Annotated in this window: 21 protein-coding genes; 11 read left to right on the top strand and 10 right to left on the bottom strand. The window is 60.2% G+C overall.

Annotated elements, in window-relative coordinates:
- Positions 1–34: 34 nt before the first annotated feature.
- From AB4P91_RS26100 to emhA, 4 genes are all read right to left on the bottom strand, one after another.
- Positions 35–1294, bottom strand: a complete 1260-nt coding sequence (locus AB4P91_RS26100) for an OprD family porin (protein WP_395603991.1) — start codon at positions 1292–1294, stop codon at positions 35–37.
- Between the two features lie 439 nt (positions 1295–1733).
- Positions 1734–3194: an efflux RND transporter outer membrane subunit EmhC gene (gene emhC / locus AB4P91_RS26095; protein ID WP_150594422.1), complete on the bottom strand. Its 1461-nt coding sequence runs from the start codon at positions 3192–3194 to the stop codon at positions 1734–1736.
- Positions 3191–6355 carry an efflux RND transporter permease subunit EmhB gene (emhB, locus tag AB4P91_RS26090; RefSeq protein WP_150687791.1) on the bottom strand — a complete coding sequence of 1055 codons (3165 nt, stop codon included), beginning with the start codon at positions 6353–6355 and terminating at the stop codon, positions 3191–3193. Before emhB ends, emhC begins: the two co-directional genes overlap by 4 nt.
- A gap of 3 nt (positions 6356–6358) precedes the next feature.
- Positions 6359–7516: an efflux RND transporter periplasmic adaptor subunit EmhA gene (gene emhA / locus AB4P91_RS26085; RefSeq protein ID WP_150594420.1), complete on the bottom strand. Its 1158-nt coding sequence runs from the start codon at positions 7514–7516 to the stop codon at positions 6359–6361.
- 268 nt (positions 7517–7784) lie between these two features.
- On the opposite strand from emhA, the gene emhR reads away from it, so the two are divergent.
- Entirely contained in the window at positions 7785–8417 is a 633-nt protein-coding gene (emhR, locus tag AB4P91_RS26080) for an efflux system transcriptional repressor EmhR (RefSeq protein WP_008080104.1), read from the top strand.
- Positions 8418–8792: 375 nt separating this feature from the next.
- On the opposite strand, the gene AB4P91_RS26075 is transcribed toward emhR, so the two are convergent.
- The 3 genes from AB4P91_RS26075 to AB4P91_RS26065 are packed head-to-tail and all read right to left on the bottom strand — an operon-like array spanning position 8793 to position 11377.
- Positions 8793–9842: an alkene reductase gene (locus tag AB4P91_RS26075; protein WP_042558019.1), complete on the bottom strand. Its 1050-nt coding sequence runs from the start codon at positions 9840–9842 to the stop codon at positions 8793–8795.
- A 31-nt stretch (positions 9843–9873) separates the two neighbouring features.
- A complete protein-coding gene (locus tag AB4P91_RS26070; RefSeq protein ID WP_047300040.1) occupies positions 9874–11040 on the bottom strand; it encodes an MFS transporter in 1167 nt (388 codons plus the stop codon).
- Positions 11041–11074: 34 nt separating this feature from the next.
- On the bottom strand, positions 11075–11377 hold the full coding sequence (locus AB4P91_RS26065) for a helix-turn-helix transcriptional regulator (RefSeq protein WP_016771327.1): 303 nt from the start codon (positions 11375–11377) through the stop codon (positions 11075–11077).
- 169 nt (positions 11378–11546) lie between these two features.
- Between AB4P91_RS26065 and AB4P91_RS26060 the strand changes: the two genes are divergently transcribed.
- A complete protein-coding gene (locus tag AB4P91_RS26060; RefSeq protein ID WP_150597339.1) occupies positions 11547–12125 on the top strand; it encodes an ACP phosphodiesterase in 579 nt (192 codons plus the stop codon).
- Between the two features lie 125 nt (positions 12126–12250).
- Here AB4P91_RS26060 and AB4P91_RS26055 read toward each other — a convergent pair whose 3' ends face one another.
- Positions 12251–13042, bottom strand: a complete 792-nt coding sequence (locus AB4P91_RS26055) for a 1-acyl-sn-glycerol-3-phosphate acyltransferase (protein ID WP_150594417.1) — start codon at positions 13040–13042, stop codon at positions 12251–12253.
- Positions 13042–13797, bottom strand: a complete 756-nt coding sequence (gene olsB / locus AB4P91_RS26050) for an L-ornithine N(alpha)-acyltransferase (protein WP_042558023.1) — start codon at positions 13795–13797, stop codon at positions 13042–13044. The genes AB4P91_RS26055 and olsB overlap by 1 nt, the downstream gene beginning before the upstream one ends.
- Positions 13798–13950: 153 nt before the next feature.
- On the opposite strand from olsB, the gene AB4P91_RS26045 reads away from it, so the two are divergent.
- The 5 genes from AB4P91_RS26045 (at position 13951) to AB4P91_RS26025 (ending at position 18383) form a co-directional block, all read left to right on the top strand.
- Complete coding sequence (locus tag AB4P91_RS26045; RefSeq protein WP_395603990.1) at positions 13951–14829, top strand: acyl-CoA dehydrogenase; 879 nt, start codon at positions 13951–13953, stop codon at positions 14827–14829.
- Between the two features lie 179 nt (positions 14830–15008).
- Positions 15009–16082: a serine hydrolase domain-containing protein gene (locus AB4P91_RS26040; protein ID WP_395603989.1), complete on the top strand. Its 1074-nt coding sequence runs from the start codon at positions 15009–15011 to the stop codon at positions 16080–16082.
- The gene (locus AB4P91_RS26035) at positions 16079–16375 is read left to right on the top strand and encodes an amidase (RefSeq protein WP_395603988.1); all 297 of its coding nucleotides are present in this window, start codon (positions 16079–16081) and stop codon (positions 16373–16375) included. The genes AB4P91_RS26040 and AB4P91_RS26035 overlap by 4 nt, the downstream gene beginning before the upstream one ends.
- Before the next feature lie 258 nt (positions 16376–16633).
- Entirely contained in the window at positions 16634–17224 is a 591-nt protein-coding gene (locus AB4P91_RS26030; protein WP_042558027.1) for a YceI family protein, read from the top strand.
- 1 nt (position 17225) lies between these two features.
- The gene (locus AB4P91_RS26025) at positions 17226–18383 is read left to right on the top strand and encodes a phosphatidylserine/phosphatidylglycerophosphate/cardiolipin synthase family protein (RefSeq protein WP_395603987.1); all 1158 of its coding nucleotides are present in this window, start codon (positions 17226–17228) and stop codon (positions 18381–18383) included.
- A 132-nt stretch (positions 18384–18515) separates the two neighbouring features.
- On the opposite strand, the gene bglX is transcribed toward AB4P91_RS26025, so the two are convergent.
- On the bottom strand, positions 18516–20807 hold the full coding sequence (gene bglX, locus AB4P91_RS26020; RefSeq protein ID WP_395603986.1) for a beta-glucosidase BglX: 2292 nt from the start codon (positions 20805–20807) through the stop codon (positions 18516–18518).
- 261 nt (positions 20808–21068) lie between these two features.
- On the opposite strand from bglX, the gene AB4P91_RS26015 reads away from it, so the two are divergent.
- From AB4P91_RS26015 to AB4P91_RS26000, 4 genes are all read left to right on the top strand, one after another.
- Positions 21069–21677: a LemA family protein gene (locus tag AB4P91_RS26015; protein WP_115147656.1), complete on the top strand. Its 609-nt coding sequence runs from the start codon at positions 21069–21071 to the stop codon at positions 21675–21677.
- 13 nt (positions 21678–21690) lie between these two features.
- Positions 21691–22446, top strand: a complete 756-nt coding sequence (locus tag AB4P91_RS26010) for a YgcG family protein (protein ID WP_150687797.1) — start codon at positions 21691–21693, stop codon at positions 22444–22446.
- Positions 22447–22479: 33 nt separating this feature from the next.
- On the top strand, positions 22480–23097 hold the full coding sequence (locus tag AB4P91_RS26005; RefSeq protein WP_150594409.1) for a TPM domain-containing protein: 618 nt from the start codon (positions 22480–22482) through the stop codon (positions 23095–23097).
- A 369-nt stretch (positions 23098–23466) separates the two neighbouring features.
- Positions 23467–24690, top strand: coding sequence for a class I SAM-dependent methyltransferase (locus AB4P91_RS26000; RefSeq protein ID WP_395603985.1), 1224 nt, complete (start codon positions 23467–23469; stop codon positions 24688–24690).
- Positions 24691–24722 lie beyond the last annotated feature (32 nt).

Here is a 24722-nt window from a genome sequence, read left to right as displayed (position 1 = left end):
GTCGCAGCGGGCCGCGGCGCCTGCAGAGGCGAGGTTAGAGCAAACTGATCGGATAGCTGACGATCAACCGGTTCTCATCAAACTCGTTATTGCTGAAATCCCGACGCATGGTCGAGTTGCGCCACCTAACGTTCAAATCCTTGAGTGTGCCGCTCTGCACGGTGTAGCCCAGTTCCGATTCGCGGCCCCACTCCTTGCCGTCGGTGATAGTTCCGGTGTGTACGTTATCGCCGCTGATGTAGCGGTTCATCAAGGTCAGTCCGGGAACGCCGAGGGCTACGAAGTTGTAGTCGTGGCGGACCTGCCAGGAACGTTCCTGCGCATTGTCGTAGCTGGCGTTGTAGCTGTCGTTGGCCAGGGTGCCGCCGCTGGTGCCGTTGACGCGCATCCACGCGCTGTCACCGGTGAGTTTTTGCAGGCCGACATAGAAGGTGCTGCCGCCATATTTAGCCGAGAACAATGCGGACCAGGTCTTGTTGTCGAGATCCCCGGCGCGCGCGCTGCCGTCGTCTTTGCCGTAGAAAAAACCGAGGTTGGCGCCCAGCGTCCATTCGCCCAGTGGCTGGCTGTGAATCAGGTTGATGTATTGCTGGCTGTAGATGTCCTTGAGTTCGGCATTCCACAGACCGATCTGCGTGCGTTTTTCGTTGAAAGCGTATTCACCCCCCTGGAAGTTGAAGCGATCAGAGGTGAACGCCGCTTTGCCGGTCATCGACATGTCGCTCATGCTGCTGTCGTCGCGTGGGCTGTTGGCGCGGAACTGACCGCCGTAAAGCGTCAGGCCATCGATTTCTTTCGATGTGATCTGGCCGCCGCGGAAGGTTTGCGGCAGCGAGCGACCGTCGTCCGAACGCAGGATCGGCAGTACCGGCATCCATTCGCCGACCTTCACTTCGGTCTGCGACAGCTTCGCCTTGAATGCGACGTTGGTGCGGCCGAAATTGTCCGCCGGGCGACCGTCATGATCCAGCGGCAACAGTTGCGTGCCGCCAGTGCCTTTGCCGCCATCGAGCTTCAGCGAATACAGCCCGAGCACGTCCATGCCGAAGCCGACGGTGCCTTGGGTGAAGCCGGATTTGGCGTCGAGTATGAAGCTTTGCGTCCACTCTTCGGCCTTGCCCTGAGCCTTGGTCGGGTTGGTGAAGTTGCGGTTGATGTAGAAGTTGCGCAGGTTCAGGTTGACCTTGGCCCCTTCGACAAAACCGGCCTCTTCAGCCGCAACGGGCAATGCCGCGCAAGCCAGTGCCAAGGCGATCAGGCCGGGGAATGCGTACGGCGCAGTTGGGTAGGTCATTGCAGTTTCTCTTGTTGTTTTTTGGGGCGAACGGCGTCCGGTGCCGGCGCTTTTCGCGGCGGGCATTGGCTTGCAGATTTCAGAATAAGCGGCGGTGATCAGCCGGACAGGGCAGGGCGCGGGGGCATGGTGTCGAACCTGATGTTATTGGTTTTGTGGGACGAATGGTGCGGGGGGCGGAGGCGGGGTTTCAACCGGGGAAAGCGGTTTTGGGGCGATTATCGAACGCAAGAGTGAGCCGGCGTTTGCGTGGAGGTGATGGCCTTATCGCTGGCAAGCCAGCTCCCACAGGTTTCTGGTTTGTTCACCGACCCTGGGTACACCCGAGAATCCTGTGGGAGCTGGCTTGCCAGCGAGAGCACCCGCCCAGACAACACAACTTTCTGGCAGGCAACAAAAAGCCCACCAATAAGGTGGGCTCTTTGTGTTCAGCCGATGATCAGAACAACTTCATCTTCGGTGCTTCTTCTTTCTGTGGTTCGTTTTGCGCCGTCTGCGCATTCCAGCCACCACCCAATGCCTTGTACAGGTTGACCGCACTGGTCAGCTGCGCGAGGCGGTCGGTGATCAGCGCTTGTTGGGCGCTGAACAGCTGACGCTGGGCATCGAGGAAGGTCAGGTTGCTGTCGACACCAATGCGGTAACGACGCTCGGCCAGGCGGTAGTAATCCTGGTTGGCCTGCACGAAATCACGCTGCGCTTGCAACTGTTCGGTGTAGGTCTGGCGTGCGGCCAGGCCGTCGGCGACTTCCTGGAAGGCCGTTTGAATGGACTTCTCGTAGTTCGCCACGCCAATGTCTTTCTGGATCTTGGCGTAGTCGAGGCTGGCGCGCAGGCTGCCGGCGTTGAAGATCGGCAGGTTGATCTGCGGCTGGAACAGCCACGTCCCCGACCCCCCCTTGAACAGACCGGACAGGTCCGGGCTCAGGGTACCCGCGTTGGCGGTCAGGCTGATGCTCGGGAAGAACGCTGCACGGGCGGCGCCGATGTTGGCGTTGGCAGCCTTCAGGTTGTACTCGGCCTGAAGGATGTCCGGACGACGTTGCAGCAGGTCCGAAGGCAGGCCCGGCGGTACGTCGCTGAGCAGGTCATCGGCCAGCGGTTTGGCCGCTTGCAGATTGGCCGGGATGCCGGTGCCGAGCAGCAGGGTCAGGCTGTTTTCGTCCTGAGCCACCTGGCGGGTGTAACGCGCCAGTTGCGCCCGGGCGTTTTCCACCGAGGTGCGCGACTGCGCCAGGTCCAGCGCCGAAGCCACACCGACTTCATTGCTGCGACTGGTCAGCTTGAAGCTTTCTTCGAAGGCACCGAGGGTGTCCTGAGTCAGCTTGAGCAGCTCCTTGTCGGCCTGCCAGGTCAGGTAGGCGTTGGCGACGCTGGCGACCAGACTGATCTGGGTGCTGCGACGCGCTTCTTCCGTGGCGAAGTATTGTTGCAACGCTTGTTCGCTCAGGCTGCGCACCCGACCGAACAGGTCGAGTTCGTAGGCGCTGATGCCGACGGTCGCGGAGTACGAACTGCTGATCATCGAATCGCCGGTCTGCGACGCGCGCGCCGGCAGACGCTGCCGGCTGCCGGCGCCATTGGCCGACACCGCCGGGAACAGGTCGGCACGTTGAATGCGGTACTGAGCCGCATAAGCGTCGATGTTCAGTGCCGCGACACGCAGGTCGCGGTTGTTTTCCAGCGAGACCTGGATCAGCTGTTGCAGGGCCGGGTCATGGAAAAACTGCTTCCAGCCCTGCTCGGCAGCGGCTTGCGCCGGTGCCTGGGCCGGCGAGTACGCCGGCCCCTGCGGGTATTGGCCTGCGACCGGCGCCTCAGGCTGCTGATAGTCAGGTATCAGCGAGCAACCGCTCAGCACGAAGGCGGCGACTGCGAGGGAGAGTAGCGACTTGCTCATTGGCCAGCCTCTTTAGGAGTTTCAGTAGTCTCATCCTGGTCGGCTTTTTTACGCTGACCGATGGACGACACAGTAACGAAGAACAGTGGGACCCAGAAGATCGCCAGGATCGTGGCCGTCAGCATACCGCCAATCACGCCAGTACCGATTGCATGCTGGCTGCCCGAACCGGCACCGGTCGAGATTGCCAACGGTACAACACCGAGCACGAAGGCCAGCGAAGTCATGATGATCGGTCGCAGACGCATGCGGCAGGCTTCAATCGCCGCTTCGCGCAGACTGCGCCCTTGCTCATGCAGCTCCTTGGCGAACTCGACAATCAGAATGGCGTTTTTCGCTGCCAGACCAATGGTTGTCAACAGACCCACCTGGAAGTACACGTCGTTGGACAGACCGCGCAGGCTGGTGGCCATCAACGCACCGATGATCCCCAGTGGAACCACGAGCATGACCGCGATCGGAATCGACCAGCTTTCATACAGGGCCGCCAGACACAGGAACACCATCAGCAGCGACAAGGCGTACAACGCTGGTGCTTGTGAACCGGACAGACGTTCTTCATAGGACAGACCGGTCCAGGAGATACCGACACCCGACGGAAGTTTCTTGGCAATCGCTTCGACTTCCGCCATGGCCTCACCGGTGGAGTAACCCGGCGCCGGAGCACCCAGCACTTCTACCGCTTCCACACCGTTGTAGCGTGCCAGCTTCGGCGAGCCGTAGATCCACTCGCCTTTGGCGAATGCGGAGAACGGAACCATGGTGCCGGAGGCGTTGCGCACATACCACTTCTTCAAGTCTTCCGGGCTCATGCGCGAGTCCGGCTGGCCTTGCACGTACACCTTCTTCACGCGGCCGCGGTCGATGAAGTCGTTGACGTAGCTACTACCCAACGCAATCGACAAGGTGTTGTTGATGTCGTTGATGGTAACGCCCAGGGCGCTGGCCTTCTCGTCATCGATTTCCAGCTGGAACTGCGGTTCGTCGTTCAAGCCGTTAGGACGCACCTGGGTCAGGACTTTGCTCTGCGCCGCCATACCAAGGAACTGGTTGCGTGCTTCCATCAGTTTTTCGTGACCGATACCGGCACGGTCTTGCAGGAACACGTCGAAACCTGTGGCGTTACCCAACTCCAGTACTGCGGGTGGTGCGAAGGCAAACACCATCGCATCGCGGAAACTGAAGAAGTGCTGTTGAGCGCGGGCGGCCAGTTTGAACACGCTGTTATCAGCGTCTCGGTCGCCCCACGGCTTGAGCATGATGAACGCCATGCCCGAACTCTGGCCACGACCGGCGAAGTTGAAGCCGGTTACAGTGAACACCGAAGCCACCGCGTCAGCCTCACCGCCATCCTTGTTCGGACGCAGCAGGTATTCACGCATTTCATCCACGACCACCTGAGTGCGCTCTGCACTGGAGCCGGCAGGCGTCTGCACCTGGGCGAACAGAACGCCTTGGTCTTCTTCCGGCAAGAACGCGGTTGGAATGCGAGTGAATAGCCAGATCATGCCAACGACGATCAGCAGGTAAGCCAGCAAGTACGGCGCCTTGCGGGTCAGCATGTTGCCGACACCGCGTTCGTAGCTCCGCACGCCGCGGTCGAAGTTGCGGTTGAACCAGCCAAAGAAACCTTTCTTCGGCGTACCGTGCTCGCCTTTCGGAATCGGCTTGAGCATGGTCGCGCAGAGCGCTGGGGTGAAGATCAGGGCAACCAGTACCGACAGGGCCATGGCCGAAACGATTGTGATCGAGAACTGCTTGTAGATCACACCCGTTGAACCGCTGAAGAACGCCATCGGCAGCAGTACCGCCGACAGTACGAGCGCGATACCGACCAGTGCGCCCTGGATCTGTCCCATGGACTTTTTGGTCGCTTCCTTAGGCGACAAGCCTTCCTCGCTCATCACCCGCTCGACGTTTTCCACCACAACGATGGCGTCGTCCACAAGCAAGCCGATGGCCAGCACCATACCGAACATGGTCAGGGTGTTGATGCTGAAACCGGCGGCGGCGAGGATGCCGAACGTGCCGAGCAAGACCACTGGCACGGTCATCGTTGTGATGACTGTGGCGCGGAAGTTTTGCAGGAACAGGAACATCACCAGGAACACCAGCACCACTGCTTCGATCAGCGTGTGAACCACACCCTTGATCGATTCAGTCACCACCGGAGTGGTGTCGTACGGGAATACCACTTCCATGCCTTGCGGGAAGAATGGTTTCAGTCCGTCGATGGTGGTGCGCAAGGCCTTGGCCGTGTCGAGGGCGTTGGCACCGTTGGCCAGTTTTACCGCCAGACCGGATGCCGGACTGCCGTTGAACTGGGCGCTGATCGCATAGTTCTCACCACCCAGGCCCACACTGGCGACGTCTTTGAGGCGGACCTGCGAGCCGTCTTTGTTGACCTTGAGCAGAATCTCTTTGAACTGCTCGGCGGTCTGCAGACGGGTCTTGCCGATGATGGTCGCATTAAGCTGCTGGCCCTGAACGGCCGGCAAGCCGCCGAGCTGACCCGACGAGACCTGGACGTTCTGCGCCGCAATCGCGGTTTTGACGTCGACCGGAGTCAAGTTGAAGTTGTTCAACTTGGCCGGGTCGAGCCAGATGCGCATCGCGTACTGGGCACCGAAGACCTGGAAGTCGCCGACACCCGCCGTACGGGAGATCGGGTCCTGCATGTTCGATACGATGTAGTTGGACAGGTCGTCCTTGCTCATGCTGCCGTCACGCGACACCACGCCGATCACCAGCAGGAAGTTCTTCACTGCCTTGGTCACGCGGATACCTTGTTGCTGCACTTCCTGCGGCAACAGCGGGGTAGCGAGGTTCAGCTTGTTCTGAACCTGCACCTGCGCGGTGTCGGAGTTGGTGCCTTGCTCGAAGGTCGCAGTGATGGTCATGCTGCCGTCGGAGTTACTTTCCGAGGACACATAACGCAAGTTGTCGATACCGTTGAGCTGTTGCTCGATCACCTGGACCACGGTGTCCTGCACGGTTTGCGCCGAGGCGCCCGGGTAGGTCACGGAGATCGCAATGGCCGGTGGCGCAATGCTCGGGTATTGGTTGATCGGCAATTTCAGGATCGAAAGTGCCCCGACCAACATGATCACCAGGGCAATTACCCAGGCGAAAATCGGACGGTCGATGAAGAATTTTGACATGGGTTACTCCCCTTTGCCGCCGGCGGCTTTATCAGCTGCCTGTGCGGGGGCCGGGTTCTTTGCGCCGACATTGGTCGCTTCGGTCGGTTTGACCTCGGCACCGGGTTTGACGTATTGCAGGCCTTCGGTGATCAGGCGATCGCCAGCCTTCAGGCCGTCTTCAATCAGCCACTGGCTGCCGACGGTGCGGCTGGCCTTGAGCTGACGCAGTTCAACCTTGTTGTCCGGGCCGACGACCAGTGCAGTTGGGGTGCCTTTGAGGTCGCGGGTCACGCCTTGCTGTGGCGCGAGGATCGCGGCGCTGTTCACACCGGCCTGCAGTTGGGCGTGGACGAACATGCCCGGCAACAGGGTGTGGTCAGGGTTCGGGAACACGGCACGCAGGGTTACGGAACCGGTAGTCGGGTCGACCGACACTTCGGAGAATTCCAGCTTGCCGTCGAGCTTGTACTGGCTGCCGTCTTCCAGGGTCAGTTTGACCGCTGCCGCGTTGTCACCGGACTTTTGCAGGCGACCACTTTCCAGTTCGCGGCGCAGTTCCAGCAATTCAACCGAAGACTGGGTCACGTCGACGTAGATCGGGTCCAGCTGCTGGATCGTTGCCATCGCGTCGGTCTGGCCGTTGCTGACCAGCGCACCTTCGGTAACCGCAGAGCGACCGATGCGACCGGAAATCGGCGCGTAAACCTTGGTGTAGCGCACATTGATCTGTGCGCTCTGCAAGGACGCTTCCGATTCCATGCGCTTGGCCACGGCAGTGTCGTATTCCTGACGGCTCACGGCTTGCTCATCGACCAATTGCTTGTAGCGGTCGGAGATCGATTTGGTCGAACGCAGGTTGGCTTCGGCGCTTTTCAGGGTCGCTTCATAAACCGACGGATCGATCTGATACAGCTGCTGGCCGGCTTTGACATCGCCGCCTTCCTTGAACAGACGCTTGAGAATGATGCCGTTGACCTGTGGTCGCACTTCAGCGATGCGGAACGCACTGGTGCGGCCCGGCAGTTCGGAGGTGAGGGTAAACGCTTGTGGTTGCAGGGTGACGACGCCGACCTGAGGAGGCGGAGCGGCCGGTGCCGCTTCTTCCTTTTTACATCCGCTGAGCAGCGATGCCAGGGCGACGGCAGTGACCAGAGCGGTAACAGCTGGCTTGAATTGCATGAAGATCCTCGGGTCAGGCGCGCAAAAAACGCACAAGAAGTGTGGAAGGGTAAAAAAATACTATCGAGTGGATAAGTAGCTTGCTAAGTAATATACTTACGTTCATGGTTGTTTGTAAACACCTTGGCCACGTACCCACCCTGTTACAAAAGTCGTTGCAAGGTTTGAAATTGTAGGCTGGGGAGCCGATTCATGAGAGATCGACCCCCTCTTTGTTCAGTGGATCTTCAATCCATCCCTGAAATATCCTGTTTGAGGTTTTACTGCCATGGTCCGTCGTACCAAAGAAGAAGCTCAGGAAACGCGAAGCCAGATTCTCGAAGCGGCAGAGAAAGCGTTCTATGAACGGGGCGTGGCCCGCACGACTTTGGCGGATATCGCGACAATGGCCGGCGTCACGCGCGGCGCCATTTATTGGCATTTCAGCAACAAGGCCGATCTGGTGCAGGCCATGCTCGACAGCTTGCATGAGCCGCTGGATGAACTGGCCAAAGCCAGTGAAAGCGAAGATGAACTCGACCCGTTGGGCTGTATGCGCAAATTGTTGATTCATTTGTTTCATCAAGTTGCGCTGGACCCGAAGACCCGTCGCATCAACGAAATTCTGTTTCATAAGTGCGAGTTCACCGATGAAATGTGCGATCTGCGCCAGCAGCGCCGGACGGCCAGTCTCGATTGCAATCTGCGTATCGGGTTGACCCTGCGTAATGCGGTGAATCGCGGCCAGTTGCCGGAGGATCTCGACACTGCCCGTGCGGCCATCAGCATTCATGCCTATATTGATGGCCTCCTCTATGGGTGGCTTTTGGCGCCGGACAGCTTCGAATTGCACGCCGAAGCCGAGCGCTGGGTCGATACAGGGCTGGACATGCTGCGCCTGAGCCCCAGCCTGCGCAAATGAACAATGTGTAATTGGCACAGCTTATGTCAATTGGCCTGCTTTTATATACGTTTGCGGCGCGAAGTTTATACGTAGTGAATGACGGATTTTGTAGGGGAATTGTGTCGCTCTTGTGAAACTGTGTAGGCCGCTAGCCCCTCACCCTAGCCCTCTCCCAAGGGAGAGGGAACGGCTCGGGTTGTTGATCCAAACTACGCCGACCTGAAATATCCCGCCGAACACAGAATCTGAAGCCCACACCAATCGGCTCCCTCTCCCTCGGGAGAGGGCTGGGGTGAGGGGCCAGGTCTCACGCCACGCAATCAATCTCCAGGCGAACACAAAAAAGCCCCCGACTCTCACAAGTCGGGGGCTTTCGCGTTTCTGCGTGAAGGCTTACAGCGTTGGATAGTCGATGTAGCCAACCGGGCCTTTAGCGTAGAACGTTTCCGGGTGTGGCTCGTTCAGCGGCGCATCGGCTTTCAGGCGCGCCGGCAGATCCGGGTTGGCAATGAACGGTACACCGAACGCCACGGCGTCAGCCTTGCCGCTGGCCAGCCATGCGTTGGCGCTGTCCTTGGTGAAGCGTTCGTTGGCGATGTACGGGCCGCCGAAGGCTTCTTTGAGTTGCGGGCCGAGGCTGTCGGCGCCTTCTTTCTCGCGGGAGCAGATGAAGGCGATGCCACGCTTGCCCAGCTCACGTGCCACGTAGGTGAAGGTTTCAGCCAGATTATCGTCGCCCATGTCGTGGGAATCGGCGCGTGGCGCCAGGTGCACGCCGACACGACCAGCGCCCCAGACTTCGATTGCCGCGTCAGTCACTTCCAGCAGCAAGCGGGCACGGTTTTCCAGGGAGCCGCCGTAATTGTCGGTGCGCTGGTTGGTGCTGCTTTGCAGGAACTGGTCGAGCAGGTAACCGTTGGCGCCGTGGATTTCCACGCCATCAAAACCGGCCGCCTTGGCGTTCTCGGCACCGGTGCGGTAAGCGTCGACAATCTCGGCGATTTCAGCGGTTTCCAGTGCGCGCGGGGTTGGGTAGTCGGCCATTGGGCGCACCAGGCTGACGTGACCTTTGGGCTGGATAGCGCTCGGTGCGACTGGCGCTTCACCGTTCAAATACGAAGGGTGAGAGATCCGGCCCACGTGCCACAGTTGCAGGAAGATCTTGCCGCCGGCGGCGTGAATGGCTTTGGTCACGTTGGTCCAGCCACGCACCTGATCGTTCGACCAGATGCCCGGGGTGTCCGGATAGCCGACGCCCATCGGGGTCACCGAAGTGGCTTCGCTGAGAATCAGGCCGGCGGAGGCGCGTTGTACGTAGTACTCGGCCATCAGCGCGTTTGGCACACGGCCTTCGTCAGCGCGGCAGCGGGTCAGCGGGGCCATGATGATGCGGTTGGCCAGCTCGATGTCGCCCAGTTTGATCGGATCGAAAATAGTTGCCATGAAATACAACCCTCTTGGTTTAAGTGGTTAATCAGTGAGTCGCGGGGGCCAGTTCGGCATTGCCGTTCTGACGGAAAGTAATCAGGGTCACCAGCAGGGCGAGCACTGCCAGGGCAGCGGCGGCCAGAGGCACGCTGGTCAGGCCGAAACCGTGGGCGATGACGCTGCCGCCGACCCAGGCTCCAAGGGCGTTACCGACGTTGAACGCGCCGATGTTCAGGGTCGAGACCAGGTTTGGTGCAGCTTTGCCGAAGGTCACCACGTTGATTTGCAGTGCCGGTACGGCTGCAAATGAAGCAGTGGCCCAGAGGAACAAGGTGATTTCAGTCGGGATCAGCGCGACGCTGGTCCAGCTCAACACCGTGGAAATCACCGCCATCGCCACGAACACGCCAATCAGGGTGGCAGCGAGGCGTTTGTCTGCGAGCTTGCCGCCGATGATGTTGCCGACGGTAAGACCGAGACCGATCAACAGCAGCGTCCAGGTCACGCCCTTTGGCGAGACGCCAGTGACATCGCCGAGCAGCGGGGCGACGTAGGTAAAGAGGGTGAACATCGAGGCGGCGAACAGAGCGGTCATGCTCAGCGACAGCCAGATACCGGCGCCTTTGAGGGCGGCGAGTTCGGCGCGCATATCGAGCTTTTCTTCGTCACGTTTGGCCGGCAGGAAGCGGATCAGGCCGATCAGCGCGATCACACCGATCACGGTCACTGCCCAGAAGGTCGAACGCCAGCCGGCCTCCTGACCCAGTGCGGTGCCCAGCGGCACGCCGAGGACGTTGGCCAGGGTCAAACCGGTGAACATCAGGGCGACGGCCGAAGCGCGTTTGTTCGGCGCCACCAGACCTGCCGCCACCACCGAACCGATACCGAAGAACGCACCGTGGCACAGCGCCGTGACGACACGGGCGAACATCAGCACGTTGTAGTCACTGGCCATTGCACAGAGCAGGTTGCCGACAATAAAGATGCCCATCAGCGCGACCAGTGCAGCCTTGCGCGGCAGTTTGGCGGTGGCCAGTGCCATGAACGGCGCACCGATGGCCACGCCCAGGGCGTAACCGGTCACCAGCCAGCCGGCGCCGGGAATCGACACGCCGAGGTCGGCCGCCACATCGGGCAGCAGGCCCATGATGACGAATTCGGTGGTGCCGATGGCGAAGGCGCTCAAGGCGAGTATGAGTAGCGAGAGGGGCATCATTGTTTCCTTGTGGGCTGGCTGACGTTAAGGGTCAGAGCTCTTTACTGAGTGTGCTGAGGAACGCCTGAATCACGTCCTCGTTGCGTTTGAAAAAGTGCCATTGACCGGCCTTCTGGCTGCTGATCAGTCCGGCGCGTTGCAGAGTCGCCAAATGGGCCGACACGGTTGATTGCGACAGGCCGCAGCGTTGATCGATCTGCCCGGCGCAAATGCCGTACTCGTGGTTGTGCAACTGTTCCGGGAATTCGCCTTTGGGGTCTTTCAGCCAGTTGAGGATGTCTCGCCGTACTGGGTGTGCCAGGGCTTTTATTATTTCGTCGAGGTCAAGGTTCATGGCAGGGGACTCGGTGTGTAAAACGCTATATCGCGATGAGGCGAACTTTAAATCGCTAGTTCGCGATATACCAATATGATTTTGATCTGACGACCGTACAAATCGGTATATCGGGTTATAACGATACGTTGGGTGTATTGGAACGAGGGCGCGGTGCTAAGCTGCGCCCATGAACTATCTCGCACATTTGCATCTCGGTGGCCAGCGCCCCGACCAATTACTCGGCAGCCTGTATGGCGATTTCGTCAAAGGCCGGCTGCAAGGGCAGTTTGCCCCGGAGGTCGAGGCGGGGATTCAACTGCATCGACGGATTGACGTGTTCACGGATCGCCATCCGCTGGTGGACATCGCGCTGGGGCGGTTTTCCGATACCCGTCGGCGTTATGCCGGGATCGTCCTTGATGTCTTTTTCGACCACTGTCTGGCGCGGGACTGGCGGTTGTACGCGGATCAACCGCTGGCGCAGTTCACCGCTGACGTTTATCGAGTGTTGTCCCGTGAACCGCAATTGCCCGAACGCCTGGCGAAGATTGCGCCGCACATGGTCGCCCATGACTGGTTGGGCTCGTATCAGGAGTTTGAAGTGCTTGATCAGGTGCTGCGCGGGATCTCCCGGCGATTGAGCCGGCCAGAGGAACTGGCGGGGGCGATGCAGGAATTGCGGCGGTTGTATGAGCCGCTGAGTGAAGACTTCCGACTTTTCTACCCGCAACTCCAGGATTTCGCCCAGTCTCAACCAATACCCTGAATCCCTGAGGGAGCTGGCTTGCCAGCGATGGCGTCAGCCCATTCCACATTGGTGTCGGCTAATTTACCGCTATCGCTGGCAAGCCAGCTCCCACAGGGGCCGAGGGTGATTTCTGGATTTGTAATTCAGGCGGCGATTGCCGGGCGCATTGGCGATTGTCGGGTTTCCGGAATCGATCCAAACAACACCTTCTGCACCGCCTGCTGCGCTTCAAACGCCAGCGCCGCACGTTCCCGACCCTCGCAGGCGATCGGCTTGAGCAGATGCACTTCGACATCGCCGCAATCATTGCTGAACAGACGCATCAGGTGCGACAACAGATCATCGTCACCAATGAACGGTGCCAGCGTATCGACTTCGCCGTCGCGCAGATAACGGATCGCCACCGGTTGCAACATCACCTGCGAATCAATCGCCGCCGACAGCAAGCGACCGTGAAAGGTGCGCAGTGAACGGCCATCGGTGGTCGTGCCTTCCGGGAACATCAGCAGTGAATGATCGGTTTGCAGGTGCCGGGTCATCTGTTTGCGGATCAACTGGCTGTCGCCCGAGCCACGGCGGATAAACAGGCTGCCAGCCTTGGCCGCGAGCCAACCCGCGACCGGCCAGGTGCGCACTTCGGCCTTGGACAGAAACGACAGCGGTGTGAGCATGCCCAGCAGCGGAATATCGGTCCACGACACATGATTGCTGACCCACAGCATCGGCTGCTTCGGCAGTTCACCGTGAACGGTCATGCGAAAGGGCAGGGCATTGCTCAGGCGCGCCATGAAAAAGCGCGACCAGCGCTGGCGACGTTCCATCGAGTGCGCCAGGCCGATCCTTTCAAACACGCCGAACAGACTGGCCATCGTCAACCCCAGTGACACTACCAACAGCACTCGCGCGATCCGCGCGTAAACCCGCAACCGGCTCATCACACGGCCGCCTTGAAGTGCTTGGCGTAGCGCGGGCAGAGTTCGTCGCGCTTGAGCAGGATGAACACGTCGGCGACCTGGAAGTCTTCGTCCCAGCACGGCTCGCCGCAGATCTTCGCGCCCAGGCGCATATAAGCCTTGAGCAGCGGCGGCATTTCAGCGATCACGTTGGACGGAATGTCGAGGGTTGGCAGCGGTTTTTTTGGCTCGGCACGCAAGTTTTCAGTGCACAGATAACGTTCGCGCAGGCGCTGCATGATCGCGTGGGCCTGTACGCCACCGTCCTGCATCGGGATGCTCGCGCAACCCATCAAATAGCTGTAGCCGCCCTCGTTCAACACTTCGGCCAATTCACCCCACAAAACTGCAATCGTCCCGCCGTTGCGGTAGGCCGGGTCGACGCAGGTGCGGCCGATTTCCAGGATCGGGCCTTGCAGATGAGCGAGGCCATGCAGGCTGAATTCTTCTTCGCTGTAGAACTTGCCAAGGCTGCTGGCGGCGGTGTGATCGAGCAGCCGCGTGGTCGCGACCAGGCGACCCGTGTTCAGGTCACGCACGCCGATGTGGCTGCAGTGAACATCATAATCATCCATGTCCAGGCCCAGTTCCGCGCCTTTCAGCTTGGCGTTGAACTCGCCGCTGAAGACGCTGAATCGCAGGGCCTGGGCTTGCTGCAAGGCCTCGGCGCCGATCAGGCGTTCGGCTTGCAGACGGCGTTCATTGCCGGTGTCGCTGATGCGGGCGATCTGAGTCATTTGAATCTCCGTACGGGCCTTGAACCCGTCATGGGTTGCAGCCGATCGACTTTCTTTATGCAGCCGTGTTGTGCAAAGTCAGGCTATGTAGCCCCGGTGTCATCGCCATGAACCTTTGGTGATGCTTATATGACAGCCCACAAGGAGCCTCTTATGCCCTGGCCAGATCTGTTGCAAAGCCGTGAACGATTGCCCGCCGTTGCTGACCTGGCCGAGGGTTTTGCGACGTTGTTGCAGACGTTGGGCTACGTCACGCCGTTTGAATTGGCGGTGGCGGGCGGGCGGCGGATGGCGACGCCGGGGCTGGCGTTTCTGGTCGGTTATCAAGCGGCATTGCGCATGTTGTGGCCGAGCGCACCGCTGAGCCTCGGCGCGTTGTGTGCGACCGAACAGCGCAGCCTGCGTCCGGCCGACATGCACACGCGGCTGACGGATTTACGCTTGAGTGGCGCCAAGGATTTCGTCACGGCCGGCGATGCGGCGGACTGGTTGCTGATCGCCGCACGCAGTGAAGAAGCCGGCGCAACGCCGCGCCTGAGTCTGGCAGTGGTGTATCCCGGCGAGCCAGGTGTGACGGTGGAAACACTGCCGGCTCTGCCGTTGATGCCCGACATCAGCCATGGCCGGCTGCATCTCGATGGGGCTCTGTGTGAGTTGCTCGCGGGGGACGGCTGGGATGCTTACGTCAAACCGTTTCGCACGCTGGAAGATGTCTATGTGCTGAGCGCGATGACCGCCTGGGTGTACGGCGTCGGGCAGGACAGCGACTGGCCACAGACGCTGCAACTGCGCTTGCTGGCGCTGCTGGCCGGGTGTGCGGAGATGAGTCGACAGCCGCCGAACAATCCGGCGGGGCATGTGTTGCTCGGTGGGTTGTTTGCGCAGTTTGATGCGCTCAAGACCGAGATTGACCAAGCGTTAAGTGAAGGTGATCCGCAATGGGCGCAGATGTGGCAGCGTGATCAGGCGGTGATGCAGTTGGCTTCGGGTGCCAGAGCAAAGCGCCTGGCCAAGGCTTTTGCGGTGATCTGACGGGCCCCATCGCTGGCAAGCCAGGTCCACAGAATTGTGTGATTGCCACAGAGTGTCTGTACACCATTCACTCTGGCGCAGCTGGCTTGCCAGCGATGACGGCCTGATGAACAGTCAGGATCGCCAATTTGTCATGAGCCCCGACTACGCTCAGCAGGTTCTCCCCAAGAGCCCTCACCATGTTCAAAGGCCTGTCGCTGTTTCTGCTGCTGATCAGCTTCACCGTTCAGGCCGAATCATGGCCCGGCGAACAGTGGCCGGTTGGTCCGCAGATCACAGCGGTTGAGGATCTTCAGGCCTACGCCTTCCCACCCCGCGACGATGCCACCCGCCAGGGCATTCGCACCGATGCCTTGTTGATCATCCGCGACGGCCAGATCATCTACGAGCGCTACGCGGGCCCGACTAATGCGCAAACCCCACACCTGACCTGGTCGATCAGCAAAAGTCTGATGGCTGCGGTGCTTGGCGTTGCCTACGGTGAAGGCCTGTTCAAGCTCGATGATCCAGCCGTGAAGTTCTACCCGGCGCTGGAAAAACACCCGGCGATCACTATTGCCGATCTGCTGCATTGGGCCTCGGGCATCGACTGGCAGGAAGACTATGAATACGCCCCGCTGAAATCCTCGGTGGTGGCGATGCTCTACACCCGTGGTCACCAGGACATGGCGCGATTCACCGCCGATCACCACAGCTACGCCGTACCGGGGGAGGCGTTCCGTTACTCCAGCGGCGACAGCAATCTGCTGGCGGCCGCGTTGAAATCCATCGTCGGCCCACAGCGCTATCCAGACTATCCGTGGACAGCACTGTTCGAACCGTTGGGCATTCGCCACGCCGTTTGGGAGACCGATGCCAACGGTACGTTCGTCGCGTCGTCCTATGCCTACTTGACCGCGCGGGATCTGGCGCGTGTCGGTGTGTTGATGGCCCGCGACGGGCGCTGGAATGATCGTCAATTGCTGCCCAAGGAATGGCTCGCCTTCAACCTGCAGCCCTTCGCCGGTTACAAGGCCGATCAGGATGAAGCCGTGCCCGGCGGCCACTGGTGGCTTAATCGCCCGGCGCAAGGGGCATCGTCACCGTGGGCCGATGCACCGCCCGATACCTTCGCCGCGCTGGGTCATTGGGGCCAGGCGCTGTACGTCATCCCCAGCGAAAAACTGGTGATCGTGCGCTACGCCGATGATCGCGACGGCAGCTACCGCCACAACGAACTGCTCAAGCGTGTGCTTGCGGCGGTGCGGCCATGAAGCGGTTCTTGCTGGTGTTGCTTGTCGTGCTGCTCGGCTGGATCGTCTATGAGCGCGAGAACCTCTGGGCTTTTCCGGACATCATTAGCGCCTACACGGCAAAGGAATATTGTTCGTGCCGCTACGTCATGAACAACGACGCCGAATATTGCCGTGGCTATGTGAAACAGTGGCTGCCGACCAGCGGCTTCAGCGATGACGTCGATAGCAAAACCCTCACCGTCAGCGGCATGGGCCGCAGCAACAGCGCGCAGTGGTTGAGTGAGCGCCAGGGCTGCCGCCTCAACCCCTGAAACACACCATTGCCCTGCAAACGGAAAACCCTGTGGGGGCTGGCTTGCCAGCGAATGGCGGCGTGTCATTGAGCAAAAATTTCACCTGTGCCGGCCCAATCGCCGGCAAGCCAGCTCTCACAGGTGAAGCGTCAACAGTGCAACCCTGTAGCTGTCGAAGGCTGGGGCCGCGATCGGACAATCTTTTGATCTTCGATTTGCAATAACGCCCCAGCCAGTTAATGTTCGGCTCAGGTTTATCGCCCCCACGAGTCCGCAATGTTCAACCGCTCCCTCTACAAAACCCTGTCCTGCCTGCTGCTGGCGGCCGCTGCGTTGCCGGCGCAGGCCAATTGGTACCTGGACGGCGAGTCGTCACGGCTGTCGTTTGTCAGCACAAAAAACGCCCACATCTCCGAAGTGCAGCGCTTTCTGGTGCTGCATGGCAAGGTCGATCCGAACGGTCGCGCCGAGGTCGAGGTCGAGATGGATTCGATCAACAGTGGCATCCCGCTGCGTGACGAGCGCATGCGCAAGGAGCTGTTCCAGATCGAGCAATTCCCCGACGCGACCATTACCACTCAGATCGACCTGCGCCCGATCAATGATCTGGCTCCCGGTGCGCAACTGGAATTGCGTCTGCCGCTGACCGTCACTCTGCATGGCAAGCAACACGAGTACCCGGCCGAGCTGCTGGCAACGCGTCTTGATGATCGACGCTTCCAGGTGGTGACACTGGAGCCAGTGGTGATCAACGCCGAGGATTTCGATCTTGCCCCAGGGCTGGAAAGCCTGCGCAAACTGGCCGATTTGTCGGCCATCAGTTTGTCGGTGCCGGTGGGTGCGGTACTGATTTTCACGGCGCGCTGACATGCGCGGTGCGATCTTCCCTTGGCGTGACGGCAACCGTTTCGAGCTGTTGATCGACGGCCCGCAATTCTTCCCGCGCATGCTTGAGCAAATTGCCGGCGCCCAGGAACAGATCGAACTTGAGCTGTACCTCGTCGAGGCTGGCGCCTGTGCCGAAACCATTGTGCAAGCGCTGGTGCTGGCCGCCGAACGCGGTGTGCGCGTGCGCTGCCTGTTCGACGACTACGGCAGCCTCGCGTTTACCCTGAACCTGCGTAAACGCTTGACCGACGCCGGGGTTGAGCTGCGCTTTTACAATCGCCTGCACTGGCGGCGCTGGGTCGGCAATTTCTATCGTGACCACCGCAAACTGCTGCTGGTGGATCAGCGGCTGGCGGTGGTCGGCGGCACGGGTGTCACCGATGAGTTCTGGACCCCGGGGCACGACACCAGCGAGTGGCACGAAGTGATGGTGCAAATCAGCGGCCCACTGGTGATCGACTGGCAGCTATTGTTCGACCGCCAGTGGATCGCCAACCGCCATCGCCGTGCCTGGAAGCCATCCGCGCATGTCGGCTTGCCGCGTCTGCCCAAGGTGCCGGACATGGGCGAGGGCATGGGCCGCGTGGCTTACGCCGACGCCCGCCAGCACCGCGACATTCTGCAGTCACTGTTTCGCGCGCTGAACAGCGGGCAAAAACGTATCTGGATGGCCACGCCGTACTTCCTGCCGACGTGGAAAATCCGCCGCTCGCTGCGCAAGGCCGCCGACCGAGGTGTCGACGTGCGCCTGCTGTTGACCGGGCCGCGCACCGATCACCCGTCAGTGCGTTATGCCGGACATCGCTACTACCCGCGACTGCTCAAGGCCGGTGTGCAGATCTACGAATACCAGCCGTGCTTCCTGCACCTGAAAATGGTGCTGGTGGACGATTGGGTGAGCATCGGTTCGTGCAACTTCGATCACTGGAATTTGCGCTTCAATCTGGAGGCGAATCTTGAGGCGCTCGATCCGTCGTTGACGGCAGCGGTGGTGGCGAGTTTCGACAAGGATTTCGGCTTGAGTCAGCGGGTGAGCCTGGAGGAGTGGCAGAGGCGGCCGTTGTGGCGGCGGGTGAAACAGAGAATGTGGGGGTGGGTGGATCGGTTGGTGGTCAATCTGCTCGACAGACGCGGCTAGCCGCCATACCCAAAAACACTGTGGGAGCGAGCTTGCTCGCGAAGGCGGCTTAACAGTCAACATCGTTGTTGAATGTAATGGCCTCTTCGCGAGCAAGCGCGCTCCCACACGTTTTATGTGTTGCCTGAAAAGTTACAGCAACTCAAAGCTCTGCTGCGTCACATCCTGGGAGTTCAGACCGATCTGCACGTTGAACTTGCCGGGCTCGGCGGCGTACTTGAGTTGGGCGTTGTAGAACTTCAGCTCCTCCTCGGTGATGGTGAAGTGCACGACTTTCTGTTCGCCAGCCTTAAGCATGATTTTCTGGAAGTTCTTCAGTTCTTTCACCGGGCGAATCATCGAACCGGTCACGTCCTGAATGTACAGCTGCACCACGGTTTCGCCGTCACGCTTGCCGGTGTTCTTCACCATGACGCTGGCGTCGAGCTTGCCGCTGGCGTTCAGGGTGGTCGAGGACAGCGCCATATCGCTCAGGCTGAAATCGGTGTAGCTCAAACCGTAGCCGAAGGGGAACAGTGGCCCCGTCGTGTCATCGAAATACTGCGAGGTGTAGTTGCCCGGTTTGCCCGGTGTGAACGGCCGGCCAATGCTGAGGTGGTTGTAGTAGGTCGGAATCTGCCCAACGGAGCGTGGGAAGGTCACCGGCAGTTTGCCCGACGGGTTGTAGTCGCCGAACAGTACGTCAGCGATGGCGTTGCCGCCCTCGGTGCCGCTGAACCAGGTTTCCAGAATCGCATCGGCCGACTGGTTCTCTTCGAGAATGGTCAGTGGGCGGCCGTTCATCAAGACCAGCACCAACGGCTTGCCGGTGGCTTTCAGCGCGCGGATCAGCTCGCGCTGTGTTTGCGGGATGTTCAGGTCGGTGCGGCTGGAAGACTCGTGGGACATGCCACGGGACTCGCCTACGGCTGCGACGATCACGTCGGCATCCTTGGCGGCTTTTACCGCTTCGTCGATAAGCACATTGGCCGGGCGCGGATCATCAACCACTTCCGGCGCATCGAAGTTGAGGAAGTTCAGGTAATCGAGCACCTTCTTGTCGCTGGTGATGTTCGCGCCACGGGCGTAGATCAGGTTCGATTTGTCGCCGACCAGTGCGTTCATGCCGTCGAACAGGGTCACCGATTGCGCCGGACGACCGGCGGCAGCCCAACTGCCCATCATGTCGATCGGCGCCTTGGCCAGCGGGCCGACCAGCGCGATTTTTGCACTCTTCTTCAGTGGCAGGGTTTCGTTCTGGTTCTTCAGCAGCACCAGGCTGCGACGCGCGACGTCACGGGCCTCGGCGCGGTGCAGGCGGCTTTCGGCGTAGGTGTCGGCCGGATCATCTTCAGCCTTGCCGATGCGCAGGTACGGGTCCTTGAACAGGCCCATGTCGTACTTGGCCGCAAGGACTTCACGCACAGCGTTGTCGATGTGTTTCTGTTCGATCTCGCCGGATTTGAGCAGCCCTGGCAGCTCTTTTCCGTACAGGGTGTCGTTCATGCTCATGTCGATGCCGGCCTTGATCGCCAGTTTCGCCGCTTCGCGACCGTCGCGAGCCACACCGTGCTTGATCAGTTCAAAGATCGCGCCATGGTCGCTGACCGCCAGGCCCTTGAAGCCCCAGTCCCTGCGCAACAGGTCGTTCATCAGCCACGTGTCAGCGGTGGCCGGAATGCCGTTGATCGAATTCAACGCCACCATCACGCCGCCGGCGCCGGCATCGATCGCGGCGCGGTACGGCGGCAGGTAATCCTGGTACATCTTCACCGGGCTCATGTCGACGGTGTTGTAGTCGCGACCGCCCTCGACCGCGCCGTACAAGGCAAAGTGCTTGACGCTGGCCATGATGCTGTCGGCCGTGTTCGGGGCATCGCCCTGATAGGCCTTGACCATGACTTTGGCGATGCGCGAAGTGAGGTAGGTGTCTTCACCGAAACCTTCGGAACTACGGCCCCAGCGCGGGTCGCGGGAGATGTCGACCATCGGCGCGAAGGTGAGATCGAGACTGTCGGCAGCGGCCTCTTTGGCAGCAACGCGCCCGGAGCGACCGATGGCGTCCATGTCCCAGCTCGAAGCCAGGGCCAGCGGAATCGGGAAAATCGTCCGGTGACCGTGGATCACGTCATACGCGAAAAACATCGGAATCTTCAGGCGACTGCGCATGGCAGCGTCCTGCATCGGACGGTTTTCCGCGCGGGTGATCGAGTTGAACGTGCCGCCGATGTTGCCGCTGGCGATCTCCTTGCGGATCAGCTCGCGGGGCATTTCCGGGCCGATGCTGATCAGGCGCAACTGGCCGATCTTTTCGTCGAGGGTCATTTGCTTCATCAGGTTGCTGATGAAGGCGTCCTTGTTTTCCAGAGGTACCGAGGTCTCAGCGGCCAATACTTGATGACTGGCCAGACTGATGAACAGGCCCAGCAAACACAGCTTCTTCATGAATATTTTTCTCAAGGGCGCAAACGGCAATGCAATGCCGGCCAGCCAAAATTTAGGGAGCGACTATTGTTGTTCGGGTGCGGGCTCAAAAACGCCAAGCCAAAAAAAACACCGTTGACCGCAGGCAACTCGACCGCGCAGGCACTTTTTAGCCCATTGACCGGTCGCAATCCAGTGGCGCGGCCGATTATGCCCCAACCACCGGCTGAGAAGGTTTCGCGCTCGGCTTTTTAATGAAATGTGTCAGGGAGCATCACTGCAATGAATGTAAGTCCAACCTATCGCTCGCGTTTGCAGGTCGCCACGTTGTTGATGCTGGCGACGTTGCTGACCGCGTGTGGCATCAACAACATCCCGACCCTCGACGAACAGGCCAAGGCCGCGTGGGGGCAGGTGCAGAACCAGTACCAGCGCCGCGCTGACCTGATCCCCAATCTGGTCGAAACGGTGAAGGGCTACGCCGCCCACGAAAAGGAAACCCTGACCGCAGTGATCGAAGCCCGGGCGAAAGCCACGTCGATTCAGGTTGATGCCAGTACCCTCGACAATCCCGAGAAGCTCAAGCAGTACCAGCAGGCGCAGGATCAGTTGAGCGGCGCATTGAGCCGTTTGATGGTGGTGTCCGAGCGTTATCCGGATCTGAAGGCCAATCAGAACTTCCTCGCCCTGCAATCGCAGCTCGAAGGCACGGAAAACCGCATCGCCGTGGCGCGACGCGATTTCATTCTGGCGGTGCAGAAGTACAACACCGAGATCCGCACCTTTCCCGGTCGCCTCTGGCACAGCGTGATGTACAGCGATCTGCCGATGCGCGAAACCTTCGAAGCCACCACGCCTGGTGCGGAAAAGGCCCCGGAAGTGAAGTTCTGATTCGAGGTTGCCCATGCGTGTGTTGAAAATAGGCCTGGTGCTGATGCTGTGGATGTTCGCCGTCAGCGCCCGGGCCGAGTTGACGTTCCCGGCGCTGAGCGGGCGCGTGGTGGACGAGGCGCAGATGATCGAGCCATCGGTGCGCGCGCAATTGAGCCAACAGTTGCAGGCCCACGAACAGGCGAGCGGTGAGCAATTGGTCGTGGTCACGCTGCCCGATCTGCAAGGCACCACCATCGAGGATTTTGGCGTCCAGCTCGGCCGCCATTGGGCCATTGGGCAGAAGGACAAGAACAACGGCGCGCTGCTGATCGTTGCCCGTGACGAGCGCAAGTTGCGCATCGAAGTCGGTTATGGCCTGGAAGACCGGCTGACCGATGCGCAAACCTCGGTGATCATCCATCAAGTCATCACGCCGGCGTTCAAGTCCGGCAATTTCAGCAAGGGCATCAGCGATGGTGTGGCGGCGATGCTGGTCGTGCTCGGCGGCAATCCGCTGGACGAACCGTCGACGGTGTATGAGTCCAGCGGGGACCCGCAGAGCGATTTCATCTCGCGCCACCCGACGTTGTTCGTTTTTCTGGTGATGTTGTTCATCCTGACGGTGTTTGTCTGCCAGATGCTCGGTATCCTGCCCACCGGCCGTGGCGGCTCCGGTGGCGGGGGAGGTTTTGGCGGAGGCGGCGGATTCGGAGGCGGCGGTGGCGGTGGAGGCTTCAGCGGCGGCGGGGGCAGTTTCGGCGGCGGTGGTTCGTCCGGCGGCTGGTGACATTAAAAGAATAATGAGCAGGCACTTTTTGACATGGCATTACTGACTGAACACGAACAACGCAAAGTCGCCGAGGCGATCGCACGGGTCGAGCGCGACACCGACGCCGAACTGGTGACAGTGCTGGCGGCTCGCGCCGATGACTACGCGTACATCCCGCTGCTATGGGCCAGCCTGCTGGCGCTGGTGGTGCCGGGCGTCGTGCATTACCTGACCGGCTGGCTGACCCTGCGCAGCCTGTTGCTGGTGCAGTGGGGCCTGTTCATTGTGCTGTGCCTGCTGTTTCGCCTGCCGAAGATCACTACACATCTGGTGCCACGCCGTGTACGCCACTGGCGCGCATCGAACCTGGCGCGGCGACAGTTTCTCGAACAGAACCTGCATCACACCGTGGGCAGCACCGGCATGCTGATTTTCGTCTGTGAGGCCGAGCGCTATGTGGAGATTCTGGTGGATGAGGGGATCTCGAAGCGGTTGGGCAATGACAGCTGGGATGTGATTGTCGCGGCGTTTACCGAGCAGGTACGGCAGGGGCGCACGCTGGAGGGGTTTGTCACTTGTATCGAGGCGTGTGGGGAATTGCTCAAGGTGCATGTGCCGGTGACGCAGGTGCGCAATGAGTTGCCGAACCGGTTGGTGGTGTTGGGCTGACAAGTTTGATGACTTGAGATCCAAACCCTCACCCCAGCCCTCTCCCGGAGGGAGAGGGGGCCGACCGAGGTGTCTGTCGCTGTGCATCGACCTGAAAGATCGGGTCGATTGTGGATTCAGATCCGAGGAAAAACCGGGTCGATTGTGGATTCACTGCCAAGCAAGAATCGGGTCGATTGTGGATTCAGCGCCAGTCTTTCAGCTCGGTGAATTTCTCAAATATCCCCCAATCGGTTCCCTCTACCTCTGGGAGAGGGCTTAGGTGAGGGCCTCATTTGAAACCGTTCGGTAAATAAGAGCGTGTCCCCAACCCCCATCCCCCCTAAAATACCCGCCATTCCCGATTCGCCCGTCCGAGGCCGCTTGTTCATGTCCGTTACCGCCCCCTCCGCGCCATCAGCCAATCCCGCGCCGGACCACCACGCCCAGTTCATCGAGTTGCTGCAAACCAGCCTCGAGCAGAACGGTTTCATCAAACTGGTGCTGGCCAAATACGTCGGTGAAGAAGCGGACTTGCAGCGCGTCATCATCAAACCGGTGACCGTTAAAGCTCAGCCTTGCCTGTCGTTCGTGTATCGCTACAAAACCCGCGACATCACCAAGAACCTGCCATTGAACGAAGCCGTTGCGAGCATTGCCGCGCTGCTGCCGGCCTCGTTCAAAAATGCGCACTTGCTGACGCTGACTGACGAAGCTCAGCTCGAATACAGCAAAAAGGGCAAGAGTTCGCTGTTCAAGAGCCAACCTCAGCAATTGCGTGAGGCACCGTCGGCCGAGCACAACCGCGAGAAAAACCGTTTTCTGGACCTGAACCGACCGTTTCTCAGGGACCTGGGCGTGACCAACGCCCAGCACGAGCTGATCCCGGCGATGTCGCGCAAGTGGAAGCAGATCAACAAGTTCATCGAAGTCTTCAGCCATGCCCTGACATCGTCACCGCTGGCGCTGGACAAACCGGTGCGGGTCGCGGATTTCGGTTCGGGCAAGGGCTACCTGACGTTCGCCATCCACGACTACCTGCGCAATACCTTGAACGCCGAGGGCGAAGTCACGGGCGTCGAGTTGCGTGAAGAAATGGTCAGCCTGTGCAACGCCGCGGCGGCCAAACTGGATCACCCGGGGCTGGTGTTCAAATGCGGTGACGTGCGCAGCGTGGCACCGAGCGAACTGGACGTGATGATCGCCCTGCATGCCTGCGACATCGCTACTGACTACGCGATCCACACCGGCATCCGTTCGGGCGCGTCGATCATCATGTGCTCGCCGTGCTGCCACAAACAGATCCGCCTGCAGATCCAGAGCCCGGCCCTGCTCAAGCCGATGCTGCAATACGGTTTGCACCTCGGTCAGCAGGCGGAAATGGTCACTGACAGCCTGCGCGCGCTGTTCCTTGAAGCCTGTGGTTACGAGACCAAAGTGTTCGAGTTCATCTCGCTGGATCACACCAACAAGAACAAGATGATTCTGGCGGTCAAACGCGCCGAGCCGGTGGACCCGGCTCAGCTGCTGGTGAAAATCCAGGAGTTGAAGGCGTTCTACCACATCAGCGAGCACTGCCTGGAAACGCTCCTGAAGGCTGACGGCTTTCTCTGATTCTGTGGGAGCGAGCCTGCTCGCGAAGCACG

The sequence above is a fragment of the Pseudomonas sp. B21128 genome (assembly GCF_044218865.1).
GTDB classification, from domain to species: domain Bacteria; phylum Pseudomonadota; class Gammaproteobacteria; order Pseudomonadales; family Pseudomonadaceae; genus Aquipseudomonas; species Aquipseudomonas iridis.
The sequence above is the reverse complement of the archived record's forward strand: the minus strand, read 5'-3'. Positions and strand labels throughout refer to the sequence as shown.